Here is a 16,555-nt window from a genome sequence, read left to right on the forward strand (position 1 = left end):
GAAGTCGGAGCGGCTGGGCGAGATGCGGAAGTTCTGGAATGTTTCTTTTTTTGGTGATGGTGACTGAAGCAATTTGGCTACTTTTGCAATGTGACAAGTTATGGCACGGCTGGCTGGTGGCGAAGAATTTTGACGATTGAGGCATGCAGAAAAAAACGGGTTCAGCTTCAGTTGATCAAATGGGGAGTGAGAAGTCCGAAACAGGACTTGCTGTATAAATAAACAGCTATTTTGCTAAGCAAGGGTAAGATAACTGCGGGTGCCTGAAGCTTTCCGGTTTCAGGTTTACTCTGAGGTCTGGAAAGATGAAGCCCCAGGACGATATTTCTATCAACCCTGGGGCTACCTACCCAAACCTGAACAATTTGGATGGTAGTCCCTTCTTCGCATGGAGGCAATATAAACATGCTGACGAAATATGCCCTTGCGGCAGTCATAGTGCTGTGTTTAACGGTGCTGGGATTTACGCTTCTGGTCGGGGATTCGCTGTGTGAGTTCACCGTAAAGGAACGTAATATTGAGTTTAAGGTTGTTCTCGCTTACGAACCGAAGAAGTAGCCGTTGTGCGGGGAGCAATCCCCGCATATCCGGTTGTCAGGTCAGGATGGTAAGGCACCTGCTTTACACTTTCGCCCGCGGTCAGTGATGGCTGCGGGCGATTTCGTTTTAAGAGCAATGATGAGTTTTGCCGACAGAAGTCCGAAACAGGATTCACTGTATAAATAAACAGCTATTTTGTTGAGGAAGGGTAAGATAACGGCGGGTGCCTGAAGCTTTCCGGTTTCAGGTTAACTCTGAGGTCTGGAAAGATGAAGCCCCAGGAGATATTTCTATCAATCCTGGGGCTGCCACTCCGAGCCTCAACAACTCGGATGGTAGTCCCTTCTTCGCATGGAGGCAATATAAACATGCTGACGAAATATGCCCTTGTGGCAGTCATAGTGCTGTGTTTGACGGTACTGGGATTTACGCTTCTGGTCGGAGACTCGCTGTGTGAGTTCACCGTAAAGGAACGTAATATTGAGTTTAAGGCTGTTCTCGCTTACGAACCGAAGAAGTAGCCGTTGTGCGGGGAGCAATCCCCGCATATCCGGTTGTCAGGTCAGAGTGGTAAGGCACCTGCTTTACACTTTCGCCCGCGGTCAGTGATGGCTGCGGGCGAATCGTACCAGATGTTGTCAATTAATCGTGTTGGCACAGAGTTATGACTATTTTTTCTTTTATCTGCCAGTGCACAGCAAACATCTCATTCTCACGATGAATGATGACCTGCTGTTTATTCCAGCTAATTATCTGATAGTCCAGAAAACCTGCATCAGTTTGGATCTCACTTGCCTTAAATGCGCTCTCTTTGGCGGAAAATGCCAGTGTCAGCGCCAGAGAAAAGGCTAAACCGCAGTCTGCGAGTCGCTCGTGTTCTGCTGGTGTAATAATGTTGTCTGTCAATTCGGTCGCTGTTTGCGCAGAAAAAATTTCTTCGATATCAACGCCAATCGGTTGACGGGAAACCACGGCCAATGCCGTAGCCCCGCAGTGGCTAATACTGCCGTATACCTCCGCAGGCCACACCGGTTGGCGTAGCTCGCCGATTGCGGGCACACATTTATAGCCATATTCCCGCAGCGCATAAATTGCAGCGATCCGCCCGGCTAAATGTTCGGCTTTGCGCTTCCGTCCAGCGTGTTGCAGTTGCGCGTAATGCGGCAGCCAGAGTAAATCCTGCTCACAAAAATTCGCCGGATCGAACTCAACAAAATGCAGCGTATGTCCGGCAAAGGGGAGGGAGGTATGCGTAGTTTTCATGTCGACCATATTAGAGACTGATGACAAACGCTAAACTGCCTGATGCGCTACGCTTATCAGGCCTACATGGTCCTGCAATATATTGAATTGGCAAGATTTTTGTAGGCCGGATAAGGCGTTCACGCCGCATCCGGCATGAACGACGCGCACTTTGTCAACAATCTGACGTTAGCATCAGAAGTGAGTGTTTACGCTCATGTACCACGTACGTCCCGGCTCGTTATAGGTATACGCCCCGGCACCCGCGATATAGTTGGCCCCTGCCAGATCGCCCGTGGTCTGGGCATTACCCGCACGCCACAAACGTTTGTCGAACAGGTTGTCCACGCCGCCGGTCAGACTGACATTCTTCGTCACATCCCAGGTCGCGCTCAGACCCACAATGCTGTAAGGACTGATTTCTTTGGTTTCCGGGCCAACCGCTGGCTGACCTTTGTAGTTGTATTTTTTCGGCTGCTGCTTACCGTACCAGGTGAAGGTCGTTTGCATCGACAAATCTTCCCGCGCCTGCCAGCTCAGCGTTGAGTTCAACGTGTACTCCGGGATGATCGACAAACGGTCGCCCGTGGTTTTGTTTTCACTCTTCAGCATATAAGTGATGTTATTGGTCCACATCACCGTTTCGCTAACTGGTACGTTTAACGATCCTTCCAGACCTTCAACCACTGCTTTCGGCACGTTATCCCACTGATAGAGATCGGTGCCGACTGCGTTTTGCCCTACAGCCACATAGCCCGCTTCAATCTTATTGCGATAATCGTTACGGAACCAGGTGACGCCCGCCAGCCAGCCGTCGCGTTTGAACTCCAGACCAATCTCTTTGTTGATGCTGGTTTCTGCTTTCAGGTCATCGTTACCTTGCAGATAGCAGCCGCCCGCGCTGGCATAGCAGCCCTGACCTTTACTGTAGAGAATGTAGTTCGGGTTAGTCTGGTACAGGCTCGGTGCTTTATAAGCACGGGCAATGCCCATTTTGAGCGTGAAGTCATCGCCTAAACCTTGCGATATGTTCAGCGCCGGGCTCCAGTTATTGCCGACAATACTGTGATGATCGAAACGCAGCCCCGGCGTTACGATGGTGCTGTCAGTCAGCTCCATGTTGTTTTCGGCAAACAGCGAGAAAATTTCTGCTTTTGAATACGGGCTACGGTCGGTGGCACTCACACCATCAATAGCGCCGCCGGTGTTCGCCCCGGTCAGCGCCTGGGTATTGGAACTCAAGTCCTTCATCCGTTGCTGATTCCACTCCGTACCCAGCGTCAGCGTCTGGTTAACGAGGAAATCAATCGGCAGGTTAACTTCGCTGTGCAGCATCACGTCATCGAGATCGATATCGACGAAATCCTGTGTCGCTTTTTCGTTAAATTTCCCTTCGGTACCGCCCGCCAGACCTTCCGGAATACGCGAGTTACGGGTGTGTTCATACTGCACCCAGTTGCTGGTGGTCACGCCGTTATCCCAGCCACCGTTCCAGGTCAGCGCGTAGTTCTGGCGATACAGGCGGTTGGTTTCATCGCCATATTTCGAGCGAGTGTAAGCGTCAGAGTTGGTGTTCTGGGTATCGCCCGCATACAGGTTACCCTGGCGGCTGTAACCCGCTTCCAGTTCCAGCGATTGCAATGGTGCGAAGTCCCAGCGCACCACGCCGTTAATATCTTTATTGATCACCCCTTCGCGCCCGGCTGGTAACGTCGTGGCATACGTTCCGGCACGCGCGGACTGATGGCCCTGGTTGATATCCCACGCGTCAGCCTGGGTTTTGTCGAGGTTGCCATACAAGCGGAAGCTGAATTCGTCGCCCAGCGGACCGGTCAGGCTGAAGTTGGTGCGTTTAGTGGCACCTTCCTCTTTATGTTCTGGTGCATTGAAATAAGCGTCCCAGGAGCCGTGCCACTCACCGCTGCCTTTTTGGGTAATGATGTTAACCACGCCGCCCGCCGCGCCGTTGCCATAACGCGCAGCTGCCGGACCACGCAGAACTTCAATACGTTCAATCATTTCAGGTGGCACCCAGGAGGTATCACCACGGGTATCGCGCTCGCCACGCCAGCCCTGACGCACCGAGTTACGGCTGCTTACCGGCTTGCCGTCAATCAAAATCAGCGTGTTTTCCGGACCCATACCGCGAATATCAATCTGTCGGTTATTCCCACGCTGACCACTGGTGGAGTTACCGGTCAGGTTAACGCCTGGCATGGTACGGATGATCTCCGACACATCGCGGGCAACGGGGTTTTTGCGGATTTCATCTGCGGTGATGGTCGAAACGCCAGGCGCCTGTAAGTTCTGCTCGGCGGCGGTAACGACAATGGTATCGTCATGTGAAACAGGAGTATCGGTCGGCTCTTGTGCCTGCGCTACCCCATAAATCCCCAGATTGACCAACAAGGCCAGGGAATGAATCTTCTTGTTCATTGTTTTATTCCTGCATTTTTGCCACGAATTGCAACTGTCGGGCATGGTCGTCATCAACACGACGCATCCCGCTACCGCGAAAACCTTTGATCCTGAAAGACACGCAGTGCAGTTGGTTAATAAATGTCCGCGCTTCCCACGGCGCGCCATTACGCTATTGCAAATGCAAATAGTTATCAATAATATTATCAATATATTTCTGCAATCAATGAAAAATTGCACAGTAAACATGGGGTTATGGTGTGACGGCGTTAAAAGTAGGAAGTGAGAGCTGGTGGCAGTCGAAACATGGCCCGGAATGGCAGCGTCTGAATGACGAAATGTTTGAGGTCACTTTCTGGTGGCGTGATCCCCAAGGTTCTGAAGAATACTCGACGATAAAGCGCGTATGGATCTACATCACTGGTGTGACCGATCATCATCAGAACAGCCAGCCCCAGTCGATGCAGCGAATTGCAGGTACTGATGTCTGGCAGTGGACGACACAACTCAATGCCAACTGGCGCGGCAGCTACTGCTTTATTCCCACCGAACGCGATGACATTTTTTCTGCACCATCCCCCGATCGCCTCGAATTACGTGAAGGCTGGCGAAAACTATTACCCCAGGCAATAGCCGATCCGCTGAATCCACAAAGCTGGAAAGGCGGGCGAGGGCACGCTGTTTCTGCACTCGAAATGCCGCAAGCGCCTCTGCAACCGGGATGGGATTGTCCGCAAGCGCCAGAAATAGCAGCCAAAGAAATTATCTGGAAAAGTGAACGGTTGAAAAATTCACGTCGTGTATGGATTTTTACCACCGGCGATGCAACAGCAGAAGAACGTCCGCTGGCAGTTTTGCTCGATGGCGAATTTTGGGCGCAAAGTATGCCCGTCTGGCCTGTGCTGACTTCGCTGACCCATCGTCAGCAACTTCCTCCCGCCGTGTATGTGTTGATCGACGCTATCGACACCACGCACCGCGCCCACGAACTGCCGTGTAATGCGGATTTCTGGCTGGCAGTACAGCAAGAGTTATTACCCCTGGTGAAAGCTATTGCCCCTTTTAGCGATCGCGCCGATCGCACCGTGGTCGCCGGGCAGAGTTTTGGTGGGCTGTCCGCGCTGTATGCCGGACTGCACTGGCCTGAACGCTTTGGCTGTGTATTAAGCCAGTCAGGATCGTACTGGTGGCCGCATCGGGGCGGGCAGCAAGAGGGCGTGTTACTTGAAAAGCTTAAAGCTGGTGAAGTTAGCGCCGAAGGTCTGCGCATTGTGCTGGAAGCGGGTATTCGCGAGCCGATGATTATGCGGGCCAATCAGGCGCTGTATGCGCAATTACACCCCATAAAAGAATCCATTTTCTGGCGTCAGGTTGACGGCGGACATGATGCGCTTTGTTGGCGCGGTGGCTTGATGCAGGGGCTAATCGACCTCTGGCAACCACTTTTCCATGACAGGAGTTGAATATGGCATTCAGTAATCCCTTCGATGATCCACAGGGAGCGTTTTACATTTTGCGCAATGCGCAGGGGCAATTCAGTCTGTGGCCGCAACAATGCGCCTTACCGGCAGGCTGGGACATTGTGTGTCAGCCGCAGTCACAGGCGTCCTGCCAGCAGTGGCTGGAAGTCCACTGGCGTACTCTGACACCGGCCAATTTCACCCAGTTGCAGGAGGCACAATGAGCCAGCATTTACCTTTGGTCGCCGCACAGCCCGGCATCTGGATGGCAGAAAAACTGTCGGATTTACCCTCCGCCTGGAGCGTGGCGCATTACGTTGAGTTAACTGGAGATGTTGATGCGCCATTACTGGCCCGCGCGGTGGTTGTCGGACTAGCGCAAGCAGATACGTTGCGGATGCGTTTTACGGAAGATAACGGCGAAGTCTGGCAGTGGGTCGATGATGCGCTGATATTCGAACTGCCAGAAATTATCGACCTGCGAACCAATATTGATCCGCACGGTACTGCGCAGGTATTAATGCTGGCGGATTTGCAACAAGATTTGCGCGTCGATAGCGGTAAACCACTGGTCTTTCATCAGCTGATACATGTTGCGGATAACCGCTGGTACTGGTATCAGCGTTATCACCATTTGCTGGTCGATGGCTTCAGTTTCCCGGCCATTACTCGCCAGATCGCCAATATTTACTGCACATGGCTGCGTGGCGAACCAACGCCTGCTTCGCCGTTTACGCCTTTCGCTGATGTAGTGGAAGAGTACCAGCAATACCGCGAAAGCGAAGCCTGGCAGCGTGATGCGGCATTCTGGGCAGAACAGCGTCGTCAACTGCCGCCGCCCGCGTCACTTTCTCCGGCACCTTTAGCGGGGCGCAGCGCTTCGGCAGATATTCTGCGCCTGAAACTGGAATTTACCGACGGGGAATTCCGCCAGCTGGCTACGCAACTTTCAGGTGTGCAGCGTACCGATTTAGCCCTTGCGCTGGCAGCCTTGTGGCTGGGGCGATTGTGCAATCGCATGGACTATGCCGCCGGATTTATCTTTATGCGTCGACTGGGCTCGGCGGCGCTGACGGCTAGCGGACCCGTGCTCAACGTTTTACCGTTGGGTATTCACATTGCGGCGCAAGAAACGCTGCCGGAACTGGCAACCCGACTGGCAGCACAACTGAAAAAAATGCGTCGTCATCAACGTTACGATGCCGAACAAATTGTCCGTGACAGCGGGCGAGCGGCAGGAGAGGAACCGCTGTTCGGTCCGGTACTCAATATCAAGGTATTTGATTACCAACTGGATATTCCTGGTGTTCAGACGCAAACCCATACCCTGGCAACCGGTCCGGTTAATGACCTTGAACTGGCCCTGTTCCCGGATGAACACGGTGATTTGAGTATTGAGATCCTCGCCAATAAACAGCGTTACGATGAGCCAACGTTAATCCAGCATGCTGAACGCCTGAAAATGCTGATTGCCCAGTTCGCCGCGGATCCGGCGCTGTTGTGCGGCGATGTCGATATTATGCTGCCAGGTGAGTATGCGCAGCTGGCGCAGATCAACGCCACTCAGGTTGAGATTCCAGAAACCACGCTGAGCGCGCTGGTGGCAGAACAAGCGGCAAAAACACCGGATGCTCCGGCGCTGGCAGATGCGCGTTACCTGTTCAGCTATCGGGAAATGCGCGAGCAGGTGGTGGCGCTGGCGAATCTGCTGCGTGAGCGCGGCGTTAAACCAGGGGACAGCGTGGCGGTGGCACTACCGCGCTCGGTCTTTTTGACCCTGGCACTCCATGCAATAGTTGAAGCTGGCGCGGCCTGGCTACCGCTGGATACCGGCTATCCGGACGATCGCCTGAAAATGATGCTGGAAGATGCGCGTCCGTCGCTGTTAATTACCACCGACGATCAACTGCCGCGCTTTAGCGATGTTCCCAATTTAACAAGCCTTTGCTATAACGCCCCGCTTACCCCCCAGGGCAGTGCGCCGCTGCAACTTTCACAACCGCACCACACGGCTTATATCATCTTTACCTCTGGCTCCACCGGCAGGCCGAAAGGGGTAATGGTCGGGCAGACGGCTATCGTTAACCGCCTGTTATGGATGCAAAATCACTACCCGCTTACAGGCGAAGATGTCGTTGCCCAAAAAACGCCGTGCAGTTTTGATGTCTCGGTGTGGGAGTTTTTCTGGCCGTTTATCGCAGGGGCAAAACTGGTGATGGCTGAACCGGAAGCGCACCGTGACCCGCTCGCTATGCAGCAATTCTTTGCCGAATATGGCGTAACGACCACGCACTTTGTGCCGTCGATGCTGGCGGCATTTGTTGCATCGCTGACGCCGCAAACCGCTCGCCAGAATTGCGCGACGTTGAAACAGGTTTTCTGTAGTGGTGAGGCCTTACCGGCTGATTTATGCCGCGAATGGCAACAGTTAACCGGCGCGCCGTTGCATAACCTGTATGGCCCGACGGAAGCGGCGGTAGATGTCAGCTGGTATCCGGCTTTTGGCGAGGAACTGGCACAGGTGCGCGGCAGCAGTGTGCCGATTGGTTATCCGGTATGGAATACGGGTCTGCGTATTCTTGATGCGATGATGCATCCGGTGCCGCCGGGTGTGGCGGGTGATCTCTATCTCACCGGCATCCAACTGGCGCAGGGGTATCTTGGACGACCCGATCTGACCGCCAGCCGTTTTATTGCCGATCCTTTTGCCCCAGGTGAACGGATGTATCGTACCGGAGACGTCGCCCGCTGGCTGGATAACGGCGCGGTGGAGTACCTCGGGCGCAGTGACGATCAGCTAAAAATTCGCGGGCAGCGTATCGAACTGGGCGAAATCGATCGCGTGATGCAGGCGCTGCCGGATGTCAAACAAGCCGTTACCCACGCCTGTGTGATTAACCTGGCGGCAGCCACCGGTGGTGATGCGCGTCAGTTGGTGGGCTATCTGGTGTCGCAATCAGGTCTGCCGTTGGATACCAGCGCATTACAGGCACAGCTTCGCGAAACATTGCCGCCGCATATGGTGCCGGTGGTTCTGCTGCAACTTCCACAGTTACCTCTTAGCGCCAACGGCAAGCTGGATCGCAAAGCCTTACCGTTGCCTGAACTGAAGACACAAGCGTCGGGACGTGCACCGAAAGCGGGCAGTGAAAAGATTATCGCCGCGGCATTCGCGTCGTTGCTGGGTTGTGACGTGCAGGATGCCGATGCTGATTTCTTTGCGCTGGGCGGTCATTCGCTACTGGCAATGAAACTGGCAGCGCAGTTAAGTCGACAGTTTGCTCGTCAGGTGACGCCGGGGCAGGTGATGGTCGCGTCAACCGTCGCCAAACTGGCAACGATTATTGATGGTGAAGAGGACAGCTCCCGGCGCATGGGATTCGAAACCATTCTGCCGTTGCGTGAAGGTAATGGCCCGACGCTGTTTTGTTTCCATCCGGCATCCGGTTTTGCCTGGCAGTTTAGCGTGCTCTCGCGTTATCTCGATCCACAATGGTCGATTATTGGCATTCAGTCGCCGCGCCCTCATGGACCCATGCAGACAGCGACAAACCTGGATGAAGTCTGCGAAGCGCATCTGGCAACGTTACTTGAGCAACAACCGCACGGCCCTTATTACCTGCTGGGGTATTCCCTTGGCGGTACGCTGGTGCAGGGTATTGCGGCGCGACTGCGTGCCCGTGGCGAACAGGTGGCATTTCTTGGCTTGCTGGATACCTGGCCGCCAGAAACGCAAAACTGGCAGGAAAAAGAAGCTAATGGTCTGGACCCGGAAGTGCTGGCGGAGATTAACCGCGAGCGCGAGGCCTTCCTGGCGGCACAGCAGGGAAGTACTTCAACGGAGTTGTTTACCACCATTGAAGGCAACTACGCTGATGCTGTGCGCCTGCTGACGACTGCTCATAGCGTACCGTTTGATGGTAAAGCGACGCTGTTTGTTGCTGAACGCACGCTTCAGGAAGGTATGAGCCCCGAACGCGCCTGGTCGCCGTGGATTGCGGAGCTGGATATCTATCGTCAGGATTGTGCGCATGTGGATATTATCTCTCCAGGGGCGTTTGTAAAAATTGGGCCGATTATTCGCGCAACGCTAAACAGGTAAATTAATAATATCTATAAACCCATAATTACAGAAAATAATTATGGGTTTTTTTATTTGTTTGATTTATAGGTTTGATGAATATTTCTCTTAAATAGAGTGAATGTTGCATTCAGTGGAAGGAATTTACAAACTTCAGCTTCGGATAATTCTCACCAACTGGTAAAGTGAGCGCCGTGGAGATTTTCCCCTATTGGACTCATTTTCAGGTTATACCCCATGTCATCATTGAATATTAAACAGGGAAGTGACGCTCATTTTTCTGAGTATCCTCTGGCGTCGCCCAGTAATAATGAAATTGATTTACTTAATCTAATCGCAGTTTTATGGCGGGCCAAAAAAACGGTCATGGCGGTCATTTTTGCGTTTGCCTGCGCAGGCTTGCTGATCTCTTTCATCCTGCCGCAAAAATGGACCAGCGCGGCGGTTGTCACGCCTCCAGAACCTGTTCAGTGGCAAGAGCTGGAGAAAACATTCACTAAGCTTCGAGTGCTGGATCTGGATATCAAAATTGATCGTACAGAAGCATTTAACCTGTTTATCAAGAAGTTTCAGTCGGTTAGCTTGCTGGAAGAGTACCTGCGTTCATCACCTTATGTGATGGACCAATTAAAAGAGGCGAAAATCGATGAACTGGATTTGCATCGCGCTATTGTTGCATTGAGCGAAAAAATGAAAGCGGTTGATGACAATGCCAGTAAGAAAAAAGATGAACCGTCACTGTATACCTCCTGGACGCTAAGTTTTACCGCGCCAACCAGTAAAGAGGCGCAGACCGTTTTGAGCGGGTATATCGATTATATCTCTGCGTTGGTGGTGAAAGAGTCGATAGAAAACGTCCGTAATAAACTGGAGATCAAAACCCAGTTTGAAAAAGAAAAACTGGCTCAGGATCGCATTAAAACGAAAAATCAACTTGATGCAAACATTCAGCGCCTCAATTATTCACTCGACATTGCCAACGCGGCGGGAATTAAAAAGCCCGTATACAGTAATGGTCAGGCCGTTAAAGATGACCCCGATTTCTCTATTTCTCTCGGCGCAGACGGTATTGAACGCAAACTGGAAATTGAAAAAGCGGTCACTGACGTTGCGGAACTGAACGGTGAATTACGTAATCGTCAGTATCTTGTTGAGCAGTTAACAAAAGCAAATATCAACGATGTGAATTTTACGCCGTTTAAATATCAGTTAAGCCCGTCATTGCCAGTGAAAAAAGACGGTCCGGGTAAGGCGATTATTGTGATCCTTTCCGCGCTGATCGGCGGGATGGTGGCTTGTGGTAGCGTGTTATTGCGCTATGCGATGGCATCCAGAAAACAGGATGCCATGATGGCAGACCACTTAGTTTAACTATTTGCGGTTGAAGGTGCCGTTCGTCCGAGCGGCACCACAAGCGGCGTTCCGGCTACCGGATCGTCAATGATCATGCATCGCAGACCATAAATGCGCTCAATCAGTTCAGCAGTGACAATCTCCTTCGGCGCTCCCTGAGCAACAATTTTCCCTTCCCGCAATGCAATCAAATGGCTGGCGTAACGACAGGCCTGATTAAGATCGTGCAGCACCGCCGCCAGGGTATAGCCTTTCTCGCGGTTCAGTTCGCTTAACAGTTCCAGTAGATCAATCTGATGACTGATATCCAGCCAGGTCGTGGGTTCGTCGAGCAGCATAATTGCCGTTTCCTGGGCCAGCACCATCGCGATCCACGCTCGCTGGCGTTGTCCGCCAGAAAGGGTATCCACGCTTTGATCTGCCAGATGAGTTATTCCCGTGGCCTGCATCGCTTTCGTTACCGCTTCTTCATCCTCTTTGCGCCAGCGGGTAAACAGCGGTTGATGCGGATAACGTCCACGCGCCACCAGCTCCTGCACGGTGATATCGCCCGGCGTGGTAGCATTTTGCGCCAACAGACCAATCCGGCGTGCAACTTCTTTACTGGCGTAATGTTGAATGTGCTCGCCATCCAGCCAGACATGCCCGTGAGCAGGCGTCATCAGGCGGCTTAAAGTACGCAGTAAAGTGGATTTACCGCAGCCATTTGGCCCGATAATTGCCGTGAAGTGACCATCAGGTATTTCTACAGTCAGATTTTCCGCAACGGTATATTTGCCATATCCGAGGGTTAACTGTTCGCCGCGCAAACGGGCTACAGATTCGTTCATTTTTTGCGAGACTCCTGAATTAACAAGACGATAAGGTAAATACCGCCGAGGCTGACGGTAACGACGCCAACCGGAAGTTGATACGGCATAAACAGTTGTTGGGCGCAGAGATCGGCCGCCAGCAGTAACAGCGCCCCGCACAGCGCCGCCTGGGTCAGCCCCCAGCGAGCGGTGCCGCTAATGCGTCGGGCAATGTGCGGCGCGACTAAAGCAATAAAGGAAATCGGCCCGGCAAGCGCGGTTGCCGCAGCGGTAAGCACCACTGCAACCAGCATCATTAACAGACGCGAACGTTCGACGCTGACGCCCAGCGCACACGCGGTATCATCGCCCATTTCCAGCAAGCGCATCCGGCGTACCAGTAAGGCGGCGGCAATGAGCATCAATATAATGATGGGTGCGGAAGGCGAGGTTTTTGCCCACGTCAGGCCGTTGAGCGATCCTGCATTCCACAAACCCGCTGTTAGCGCCGTTTCTAAAGACGCTTTCAGCAACAGCCAGGTATTAAAGGCCACCAGCATGGCACGAACGCCGATACCGATAATAATCAACCGAAAGGTGTCGATGCCGTTACGCCAGGCGAGCAGCCAGACCAACAGCGAAGTGATAATGCCGCCCACCATTGCTGCCAGCGCGATAGCCGTCAGGTCCTGACCAAACAGCACCATCGCTACCAGCACGCCGCTCCACGCCCCGGTGTTAAAGCCCATTACGTCAGGGCTGCCGAGCGGGTTACGCATCAGCGACTGAAAAATCGCGCCGCTGACGCCCAGTGCCGCGCCAATCAACAGCGCCATCAGCACGCGTGGTAAACGCCATTCGGTGACCACCATCGTCATACTGCGCGGCGCATCGCCCATCAGCGCGGCGAATACCTGCGAGGTTTCCAGCGTGACGGCACCGCTGCGTAATCCCCAGATACCTGCAACCACACAGGCGGAAACCAACAGCAAACAGGTGATGATTAATCGGCGAGAGACGTAAATCATGCGCCACCTCGCGTTTTACGTCGCACGAGGAAGATCAGCACCGGTGCACCAATAAACGCACTGACCACAGAAACGCGCAGTTCGCCGGGCACAATCACCCGCCCGATGATATCGGCAAACAGCAGCAGGGCAGGGGTAGCAAGTAGCGTGACGGGCAGCGACCAGCGATGATCGGCACCTACCAGCCAGCGCGCCATGTGCGGCATCATCAGGCCGATAAAGGCAATCGGGCCAACTACCGCCGTCGCACTACCACAAAGCACGGTAATCGCCAGCAGACCAATTAACTGTGTGCGCGCCACGCGACTGCCCAGCGCCGTCGCGGTGTCGCTGCCGAGGCTTAAACTGTTCAGCGCGCGGCTCAGTAATAGCGCGGTTGCTCCGGCGATCAGCACCGGGATCAGCACCACTTTTAAGGTATGTAGATTGCGAATATCCAGCGAACCGGCTTGCCAGAAACGCAGTTGATCGTAGACATCAGGATTAAGCAGGGCGATGCCGCTGGTCAGCCCTTCCAGCACCGCCGCCAGCGCCACGCCCGCCAGGGTTAAACGCACCGGACTTAACTGCCCGCCGCCCTGACTGCCGGTAAAGGCAACAATCAATGAGGCCACCAGCGCCCCGGCGAAGGCCATCGCCAGTTGTTCCTGCGCGGATGAGTAACCAAACAGCGCCGCACCCAGCACAATGGCAAAGCTGGCTCCGGCATTCACGCCAAGCAAGCCGGGGTCGGCAAGTGGATTTCGGGTGAGGGTTTGCATCAACGCCCCGGCAAGGCCAAGCGCGCCGCCTGCAAGTAAACCGGCAAGGGTGCGCGGCAGTCGCGCGTCGAGCACGATGGTGCAGTCGGCGCTCTGGCAGGTGCCGGAGAGGGCCTCCAGCACTACGGAAGCGGGGAGTGATTTTGCCCCAATGAGCAGGCTTAATGCCGTCGCGATAATCAGTAATAACAGCAATCCGGGCACGGCAATGGCGCGTGTCACGGCAACAGAACCAGACATACGAACTTCCATGATAATGAAATTAATTATCGTTATCGATCTTATTTGGATATGTTAGCATGTGCAGCCTAAGAATAGGTATTTAAAATATTTGATGGCAAGGCATTGTAATGAATAAACAATCCTGGCTGCTTAACCTCAGCCTGTTGAAAACGCACCCGGCGTTTCGCGCAGTATTCCTCGCTCGTTTTATCTCAATTGTGTCTCTGGGTTTGCTCGGCGTCGCGGTGCCGGTGCAGATCCAGATGATGACGCATTCTACCTGGCAGGTGGGGCTTTCGGTGACGCTGACCGGCGGCGCGATGTTTGTTGGCCTGATGGTTGGCGGTGTGCTGGCGGATCGCTATGAGCGCAAAAAAGTGATTTTGCTGGCGCGCGGCACCTGTGGCATTGGCTTCATTGGACTGTGCCTTAATGCACTGCTGCCGGAGCCGTCATTGCTGGCAATCTATTTACTTGGTTTATGGGATGGTTTTTTCGCATCGCTTGGCGTTACGGCGCTATTGGCGGCGACACCAGCACTGGTAGGGCGTGAAAACTTAATGCAGGCCGGGGCGATCACCATGTTGACCGTGCGTCTGGGGTCGGTGATTTCGCCCATGATTGGCGGTTTATTGCTGGCGACCGGTGGCGTAGCCTGGAACTACGGGCTGGCGGCGGCGGGCACGTTTATTACCTTGCTACCGTTGTTAAGCCTTCCGGCGTTGCCACCGCCACCGCAGCCGCGTGAGCATCCGTTGAAATCATTACTGGCAGGATTTCGTTTTCTGCTTGCCAGCCCGCTGGTGGGCGGGATTGCGCTGCTGGGTGGTTTATTGACGATGGCGAGCGCGGTGCGGGTACTGTATCCGGCGCTGGCTGACAACTGGCAGATGTCAGCGGCACAGATTGGTTTTCTCTACGCGGCGATCCCGCTCGGCGCGGCTATTGGTGCGTTAACCAGCGGGAAGCTGGCACATAGTGCGCGACCAGGGTTATTGATGCTGCTCTCCACGCTGGGATCGTTCCTCGCCATTGGTCTGTTTGGCCTGATGCCGATGTGGATTTTAGGCGTGGTTTGTCTGGCGCTGTTCGGCTGGCTGAGCGCGGTTAGTTCGTTGCTGCAATATACAATGCTGCAAACGCAAACCCCGGAAGCGATGTTAGGGCGGATTAACGGTTTGTGGACGGCGCAGAACGTGACGGGCGATGCCATAGGCGCGGCGCTGCTGGGTGGTTTGGGCGCGATGATGACACCGGTTGCTTCCGCAAGCGCAAGCGGTTTTGGTTTGTTGATTATCGGCGTGTTGTTATTGCTGGTGCTGGTGGAGTTGCGACGTTTTCGCCAGACGCCGCCGCAGGTGACAGCGTCTGACAGTTAATGCTTAAAACAGCGCCTTAAGTCGTTCCAGCACTTGCGTGGCGCTGTAGTAATCCAGACGGAACGTCTCGGTTCCCAGCGCATAAACCTGCTTGTTTTGTACTGCGGGAAGGTGCGCGAGCAGTGGATTGGCATAAATCGCATCGGCATCTTTCTGATCACCGGCGAACAGGAATAGTGACTCGCCATTTAACCCAGCAGCCAGATTTTCCCCACCAAGCTGAATGATGTCATGGCGTTTGCCCTGGCTTTGGCTGGCGTTTAACCCTGCGGGCAACTTCGCCAGCGTAAAGCCGAGTTGTTCCAGCATCTGCCCTTGTGCTGATTCCGGCGTCCAGAGATTGGCACTGTGTGCAGCGGCGGTATAGACAATGGCAGTGACCGGCTGCGGCGGTAATTTGATTTGCTCTTTCGCCGCTGCCAGTTGCTTATCAAACTGTGCAATCCGCTCTGCCGCTTGTTTCTCATGCCCGGTAATTTCGCCAAGCTGCGTTAACAGCGACTGCCAGCTTTTGTCGTCGTAATTGATGATTAATGTCGGGGCGATGGTGGAAAGCTGATCATACAGTGCCAGCGCCGAATCCCCGCCGGTTGCGCTAATTAAAATCAGATCCGGCATTTGCGCGGCAACGGCTTCGGCGCTCGGTTCGCCGATATAGAGCCGTTGCAGTTTGCGTTCTTTCGCCACCTTGCTCCACTGGCGTAAAAAGCCCTGGTCATCCGCGACGCGGTTATTCGGCGTGGTCGCGCCGCTGGCGATCACCGGAGCATCAATCGCCAGCAGTGAGCCGGTCAGGGTGACGCTGGTGGAAACAATACGCTGCGGCTGGCTTTCCAGTGTATGTGTGCCACGGCTGTCAGTAATCTGACGCGGCCAGTCAGCGGCCTGAACTGCGGCTATTCCTGAAAGCAAAAGTCCTGTTAATAGAAGGGCGTTGCGGTAGAGCGGGGCGAGTCTCACAAATCAGCTTCCTGTTATTAATAAGGTTAAGGGCGTAATGACAAATTCGACAAAGCGCACAATCCGTCCCCTCGCCCCTTTGGGGAGAGGGTTAGGGTGAGGGGAACAGCCAGCACTGGTGCGAACATTAACCCTCACCCCAGCCCTCACCCTGGAAGGGAGAGGGGGCAGAACGGCGCAGGACATCATATTGCGCTTATGCGAATCCATCAATAATGCTTCTCATTTTCATTGTAACCACAACCAGATGCAACCCCGAGTTGCAGATTGCGTTACCTCAAGAGTTGACATAGTGCGCGTTTGCTTTTAGGTTAGCGACC

Annotated in this window: 14 protein-coding genes; 7 read left to right on the forward strand and 7 right to left on the reverse strand. The window is 53.9% G+C overall.

Features of this window, described 5'->3' with window-relative positions; all coding sequences use genetic code 11:
• Positions 1-167 precede the first annotated feature (167 nt).
• Positions 168-437 carry a hypothetical protein gene (locus FTE26_RS20095; RefSeq protein WP_009008364.1) on the reverse strand — a complete coding sequence of 90 codons (270 nt, stop codon included), beginning with the start codon at positions 435-437 and terminating at the stop codon, positions 168-170.
• Between FTE26_RS20095 and hokE (FTE26_RS10425) the strand changes: the two genes are divergently transcribed.
• Together hokE (FTE26_RS10425) and hokE (FTE26_RS10430) are read left to right on the forward strand one after the other, a co-directional pair.
• A complete protein-coding gene (hokE, locus tag FTE26_RS10425) occupies positions 406-558 on the forward strand; it encodes a type I toxin-antitoxin system toxin HokE (protein WP_000956456.1) in 153 nt (50 codons plus the stop codon). The genes FTE26_RS20095 and hokE (FTE26_RS10425) overlap by 32 nt on opposite strands.
• A gap of 350 nt (positions 559-908) precedes the next feature.
• Positions 909-1,061: a type I toxin-antitoxin system toxin HokE gene (hokE, locus tag FTE26_RS10430; RefSeq protein ID WP_000956465.1), complete on the forward strand. Its 153-nt coding sequence runs from the start codon at positions 909-911 to the stop codon at positions 1,059-1,061.
• A 121-nt stretch (positions 1,062-1,182) separates the two neighbouring features.
• On the opposite strand, the gene entD is transcribed toward hokE (FTE26_RS10430), so the two are convergent.
• Both entD and fepA read right to left on the reverse strand, forming a co-directional pair.
• A complete protein-coding gene (gene entD, locus FTE26_RS10435; protein ID WP_001298903.1) occupies positions 1,183-1,803 on the reverse strand; it encodes an enterobactin synthase subunit EntD in 621 nt (206 codons plus the stop codon).
• A gap of 174 nt (positions 1,804-1,977) precedes the next feature.
• Positions 1,978-4,218, reverse strand: a complete 2,241-nt coding sequence (fepA, locus tag FTE26_RS10445; protein WP_001034941.1) for a siderophore enterobactin receptor FepA — start codon at positions 4,216-4,218, stop codon at positions 1,978-1,980.
• 242 nt (positions 4,219-4,460) lie between these two features.
• Between fepA and fes the strand changes: the two genes are divergently transcribed.
• From fes to wzz(fepE), 4 genes are all read left to right on the forward strand, one after another.
• Positions 4,461-5,663: an enterochelin esterase gene (gene fes / locus FTE26_RS10450; protein ID WP_000125810.1), complete on the forward strand. Its 1,203-nt coding sequence runs from the start codon at positions 4,461-4,463 to the stop codon at positions 5,661-5,663.
• Positions 5,664-5,665: 2 nt separating this feature from the next.
• Positions 5,666-5,884 carry an enterobactin biosynthesis protein YbdZ gene (gene ybdZ, locus FTE26_RS10455; RefSeq protein ID WP_000885781.1) on the forward strand — a complete coding sequence of 73 codons (219 nt, stop codon included), beginning with the start codon at positions 5,666-5,668 and terminating at the stop codon, positions 5,882-5,884.
• Positions 5,881-9,762, forward strand: coding sequence for an enterobactin non-ribosomal peptide synthetase EntF (gene entF / locus FTE26_RS10460; protein WP_000077725.1), 3,882 nt, complete (start codon positions 5,881-5,883; stop codon positions 9,760-9,762). The genes ybdZ and entF overlap by 4 nt, the downstream gene beginning before the upstream one ends.
• 216 nt (positions 9,763-9,978) lie before the next feature.
• A complete protein-coding gene (gene wzz(fepE) / locus FTE26_RS10465; RefSeq protein WP_000096738.1) occupies positions 9,979-11,112 on the forward strand; it encodes an LPS O-antigen length regulator Wzz(fepE) in 1,134 nt (377 codons plus the stop codon).
• Here wzz(fepE) and fepC read toward each other — a convergent pair.
• From fepC to fepD, 3 genes are read right to left on the reverse strand one after another with little or no spacing between them, the layout of a single operon-like run.
• Complete coding sequence (fepC, locus tag FTE26_RS10470; protein WP_001005919.1) at positions 11,109-11,924, reverse strand: iron-enterobactin ABC transporter ATP-binding protein; 816 nt, start codon at positions 11,922-11,924, stop codon at positions 11,109-11,111. The two genes, wzz(fepE) and fepC, sit on opposite strands and share 4 nt — an antisense overlap.
• Positions 11,921-12,913 carry an iron-enterobactin ABC transporter permease gene (fepG, locus tag FTE26_RS10475; protein ID WP_000640948.1) on the reverse strand — a complete coding sequence of 331 codons (993 nt, stop codon included), beginning with the start codon at positions 12,911-12,913 and terminating at the stop codon, positions 11,921-11,923. Before fepG ends, fepC begins: the two co-directional genes overlap by 4 nt.
• The gene (gene fepD / locus FTE26_RS10480; protein ID WP_001295314.1) at positions 12,910-13,914 is read right to left on the reverse strand and encodes a Fe(3+)-siderophore ABC transporter permease; all 1,005 of its coding nucleotides are present in this window, start codon (positions 13,912-13,914) and stop codon (positions 12,910-12,912) included. Before fepD ends, fepG begins: the two co-directional genes overlap by 4 nt.
• Before the next feature lie 110 nt (positions 13,915-14,024).
• Between fepD and entS the strand changes: the two genes are divergently transcribed.
• Positions 14,025-15,275: an enterobactin transporter EntS gene (gene entS, locus FTE26_RS10485; RefSeq protein ID WP_001041789.1), complete on the forward strand. Its 1,251-nt coding sequence runs from the start codon at positions 14,025-14,027 to the stop codon at positions 15,273-15,275.
• Positions 15,276-15,278: 3 nt separating this feature from the next.
• Here the strand turns inward: entS and fepB are convergent, their stop codons facing one another.
• A complete protein-coding gene (gene fepB, locus FTE26_RS10490; RefSeq protein ID WP_001234314.1) occupies positions 15,279-16,235 on the reverse strand; it encodes a Fe2+-enterobactin ABC transporter substrate-binding protein in 957 nt (318 codons plus the stop codon).
• Positions 16,236-16,555 lie beyond the last annotated feature (320 nt).

The sequence above is a fragment of the Escherichia sp. S10b genome, assembly GCF_028421345.1.
Lineage (GTDB): Bacteria > Pseudomonadota > Gammaproteobacteria > Enterobacterales > Enterobacteriaceae > ECMA0423.

What these genes read in the sequence shown, in the direction of transcription:
- hokE (WP_000956456.1), top strand. Translation starts at nt 406, where the DNA reads ATGCTGACGAAATATGCCCTTGCGGCAGTCATAGTGCTGTGTTTAACG.
- FTE26_RS20095 (WP_009008364.1), bottom strand. Translation starts at nt 437, where the DNA reads ATGACTGCCGCAAGGGCATATTTCGTCAGCATGTTTATATTGCCTCCA.
- hokE (WP_000956465.1), top strand. Translation starts at nt 909, where the DNA reads ATGCTGACGAAATATGCCCTTGTGGCAGTCATAGTGCTGTGTTTGACG.
- entD (WP_001298903.1), bottom strand. Translation starts at nt 1,803, where the DNA reads ATGAAAACTACGCATACCTCCCTCCCCTTTGCCGGACATACGCTGCAT.
- fepA (WP_001034941.1), bottom strand. Translation starts at nt 4,218, where the DNA reads ATGAACAAGAAGATTCATTCCCTGGCCTTGTTGGTCAATCTGGGGATT.
- ybdZ (WP_000885781.1), top strand. Translation starts at nt 5,666, where the DNA reads ATGGCATTCAGTAATCCCTTCGATGATCCACAGGGAGCGTTTTACATT.
- entF (WP_000077725.1), top strand. Translation starts at nt 5,881, where the DNA reads ATGAGCCAGCATTTACCTTTGGTCGCCGCACAGCCCGGCATCTGGATG.
- fepC (WP_001005919.1), bottom strand. Translation starts at nt 11,924, where the DNA reads ATGAACGAATCTGTAGCCCGTTTGCGCGGCGAACAGTTAACCCTCGGA.
- fepG (WP_000640948.1), bottom strand. Translation starts at nt 12,913, where the DNA reads ATGATTTACGTCTCTCGCCGATTAATCATCACCTGTTTGCTGTTGGTT.
- fepD (WP_001295314.1), bottom strand. Translation starts at nt 13,914, where the DNA reads ATGTCTGGTTCTGTTGCCGTGACACGCGCCATTGCCGTGCCCGGATTG.
- entS (WP_001041789.1), top strand. Translation starts at nt 14,025, where the DNA reads ATGAATAAACAATCCTGGCTGCTTAACCTCAGCCTGTTGAAAACGCAC.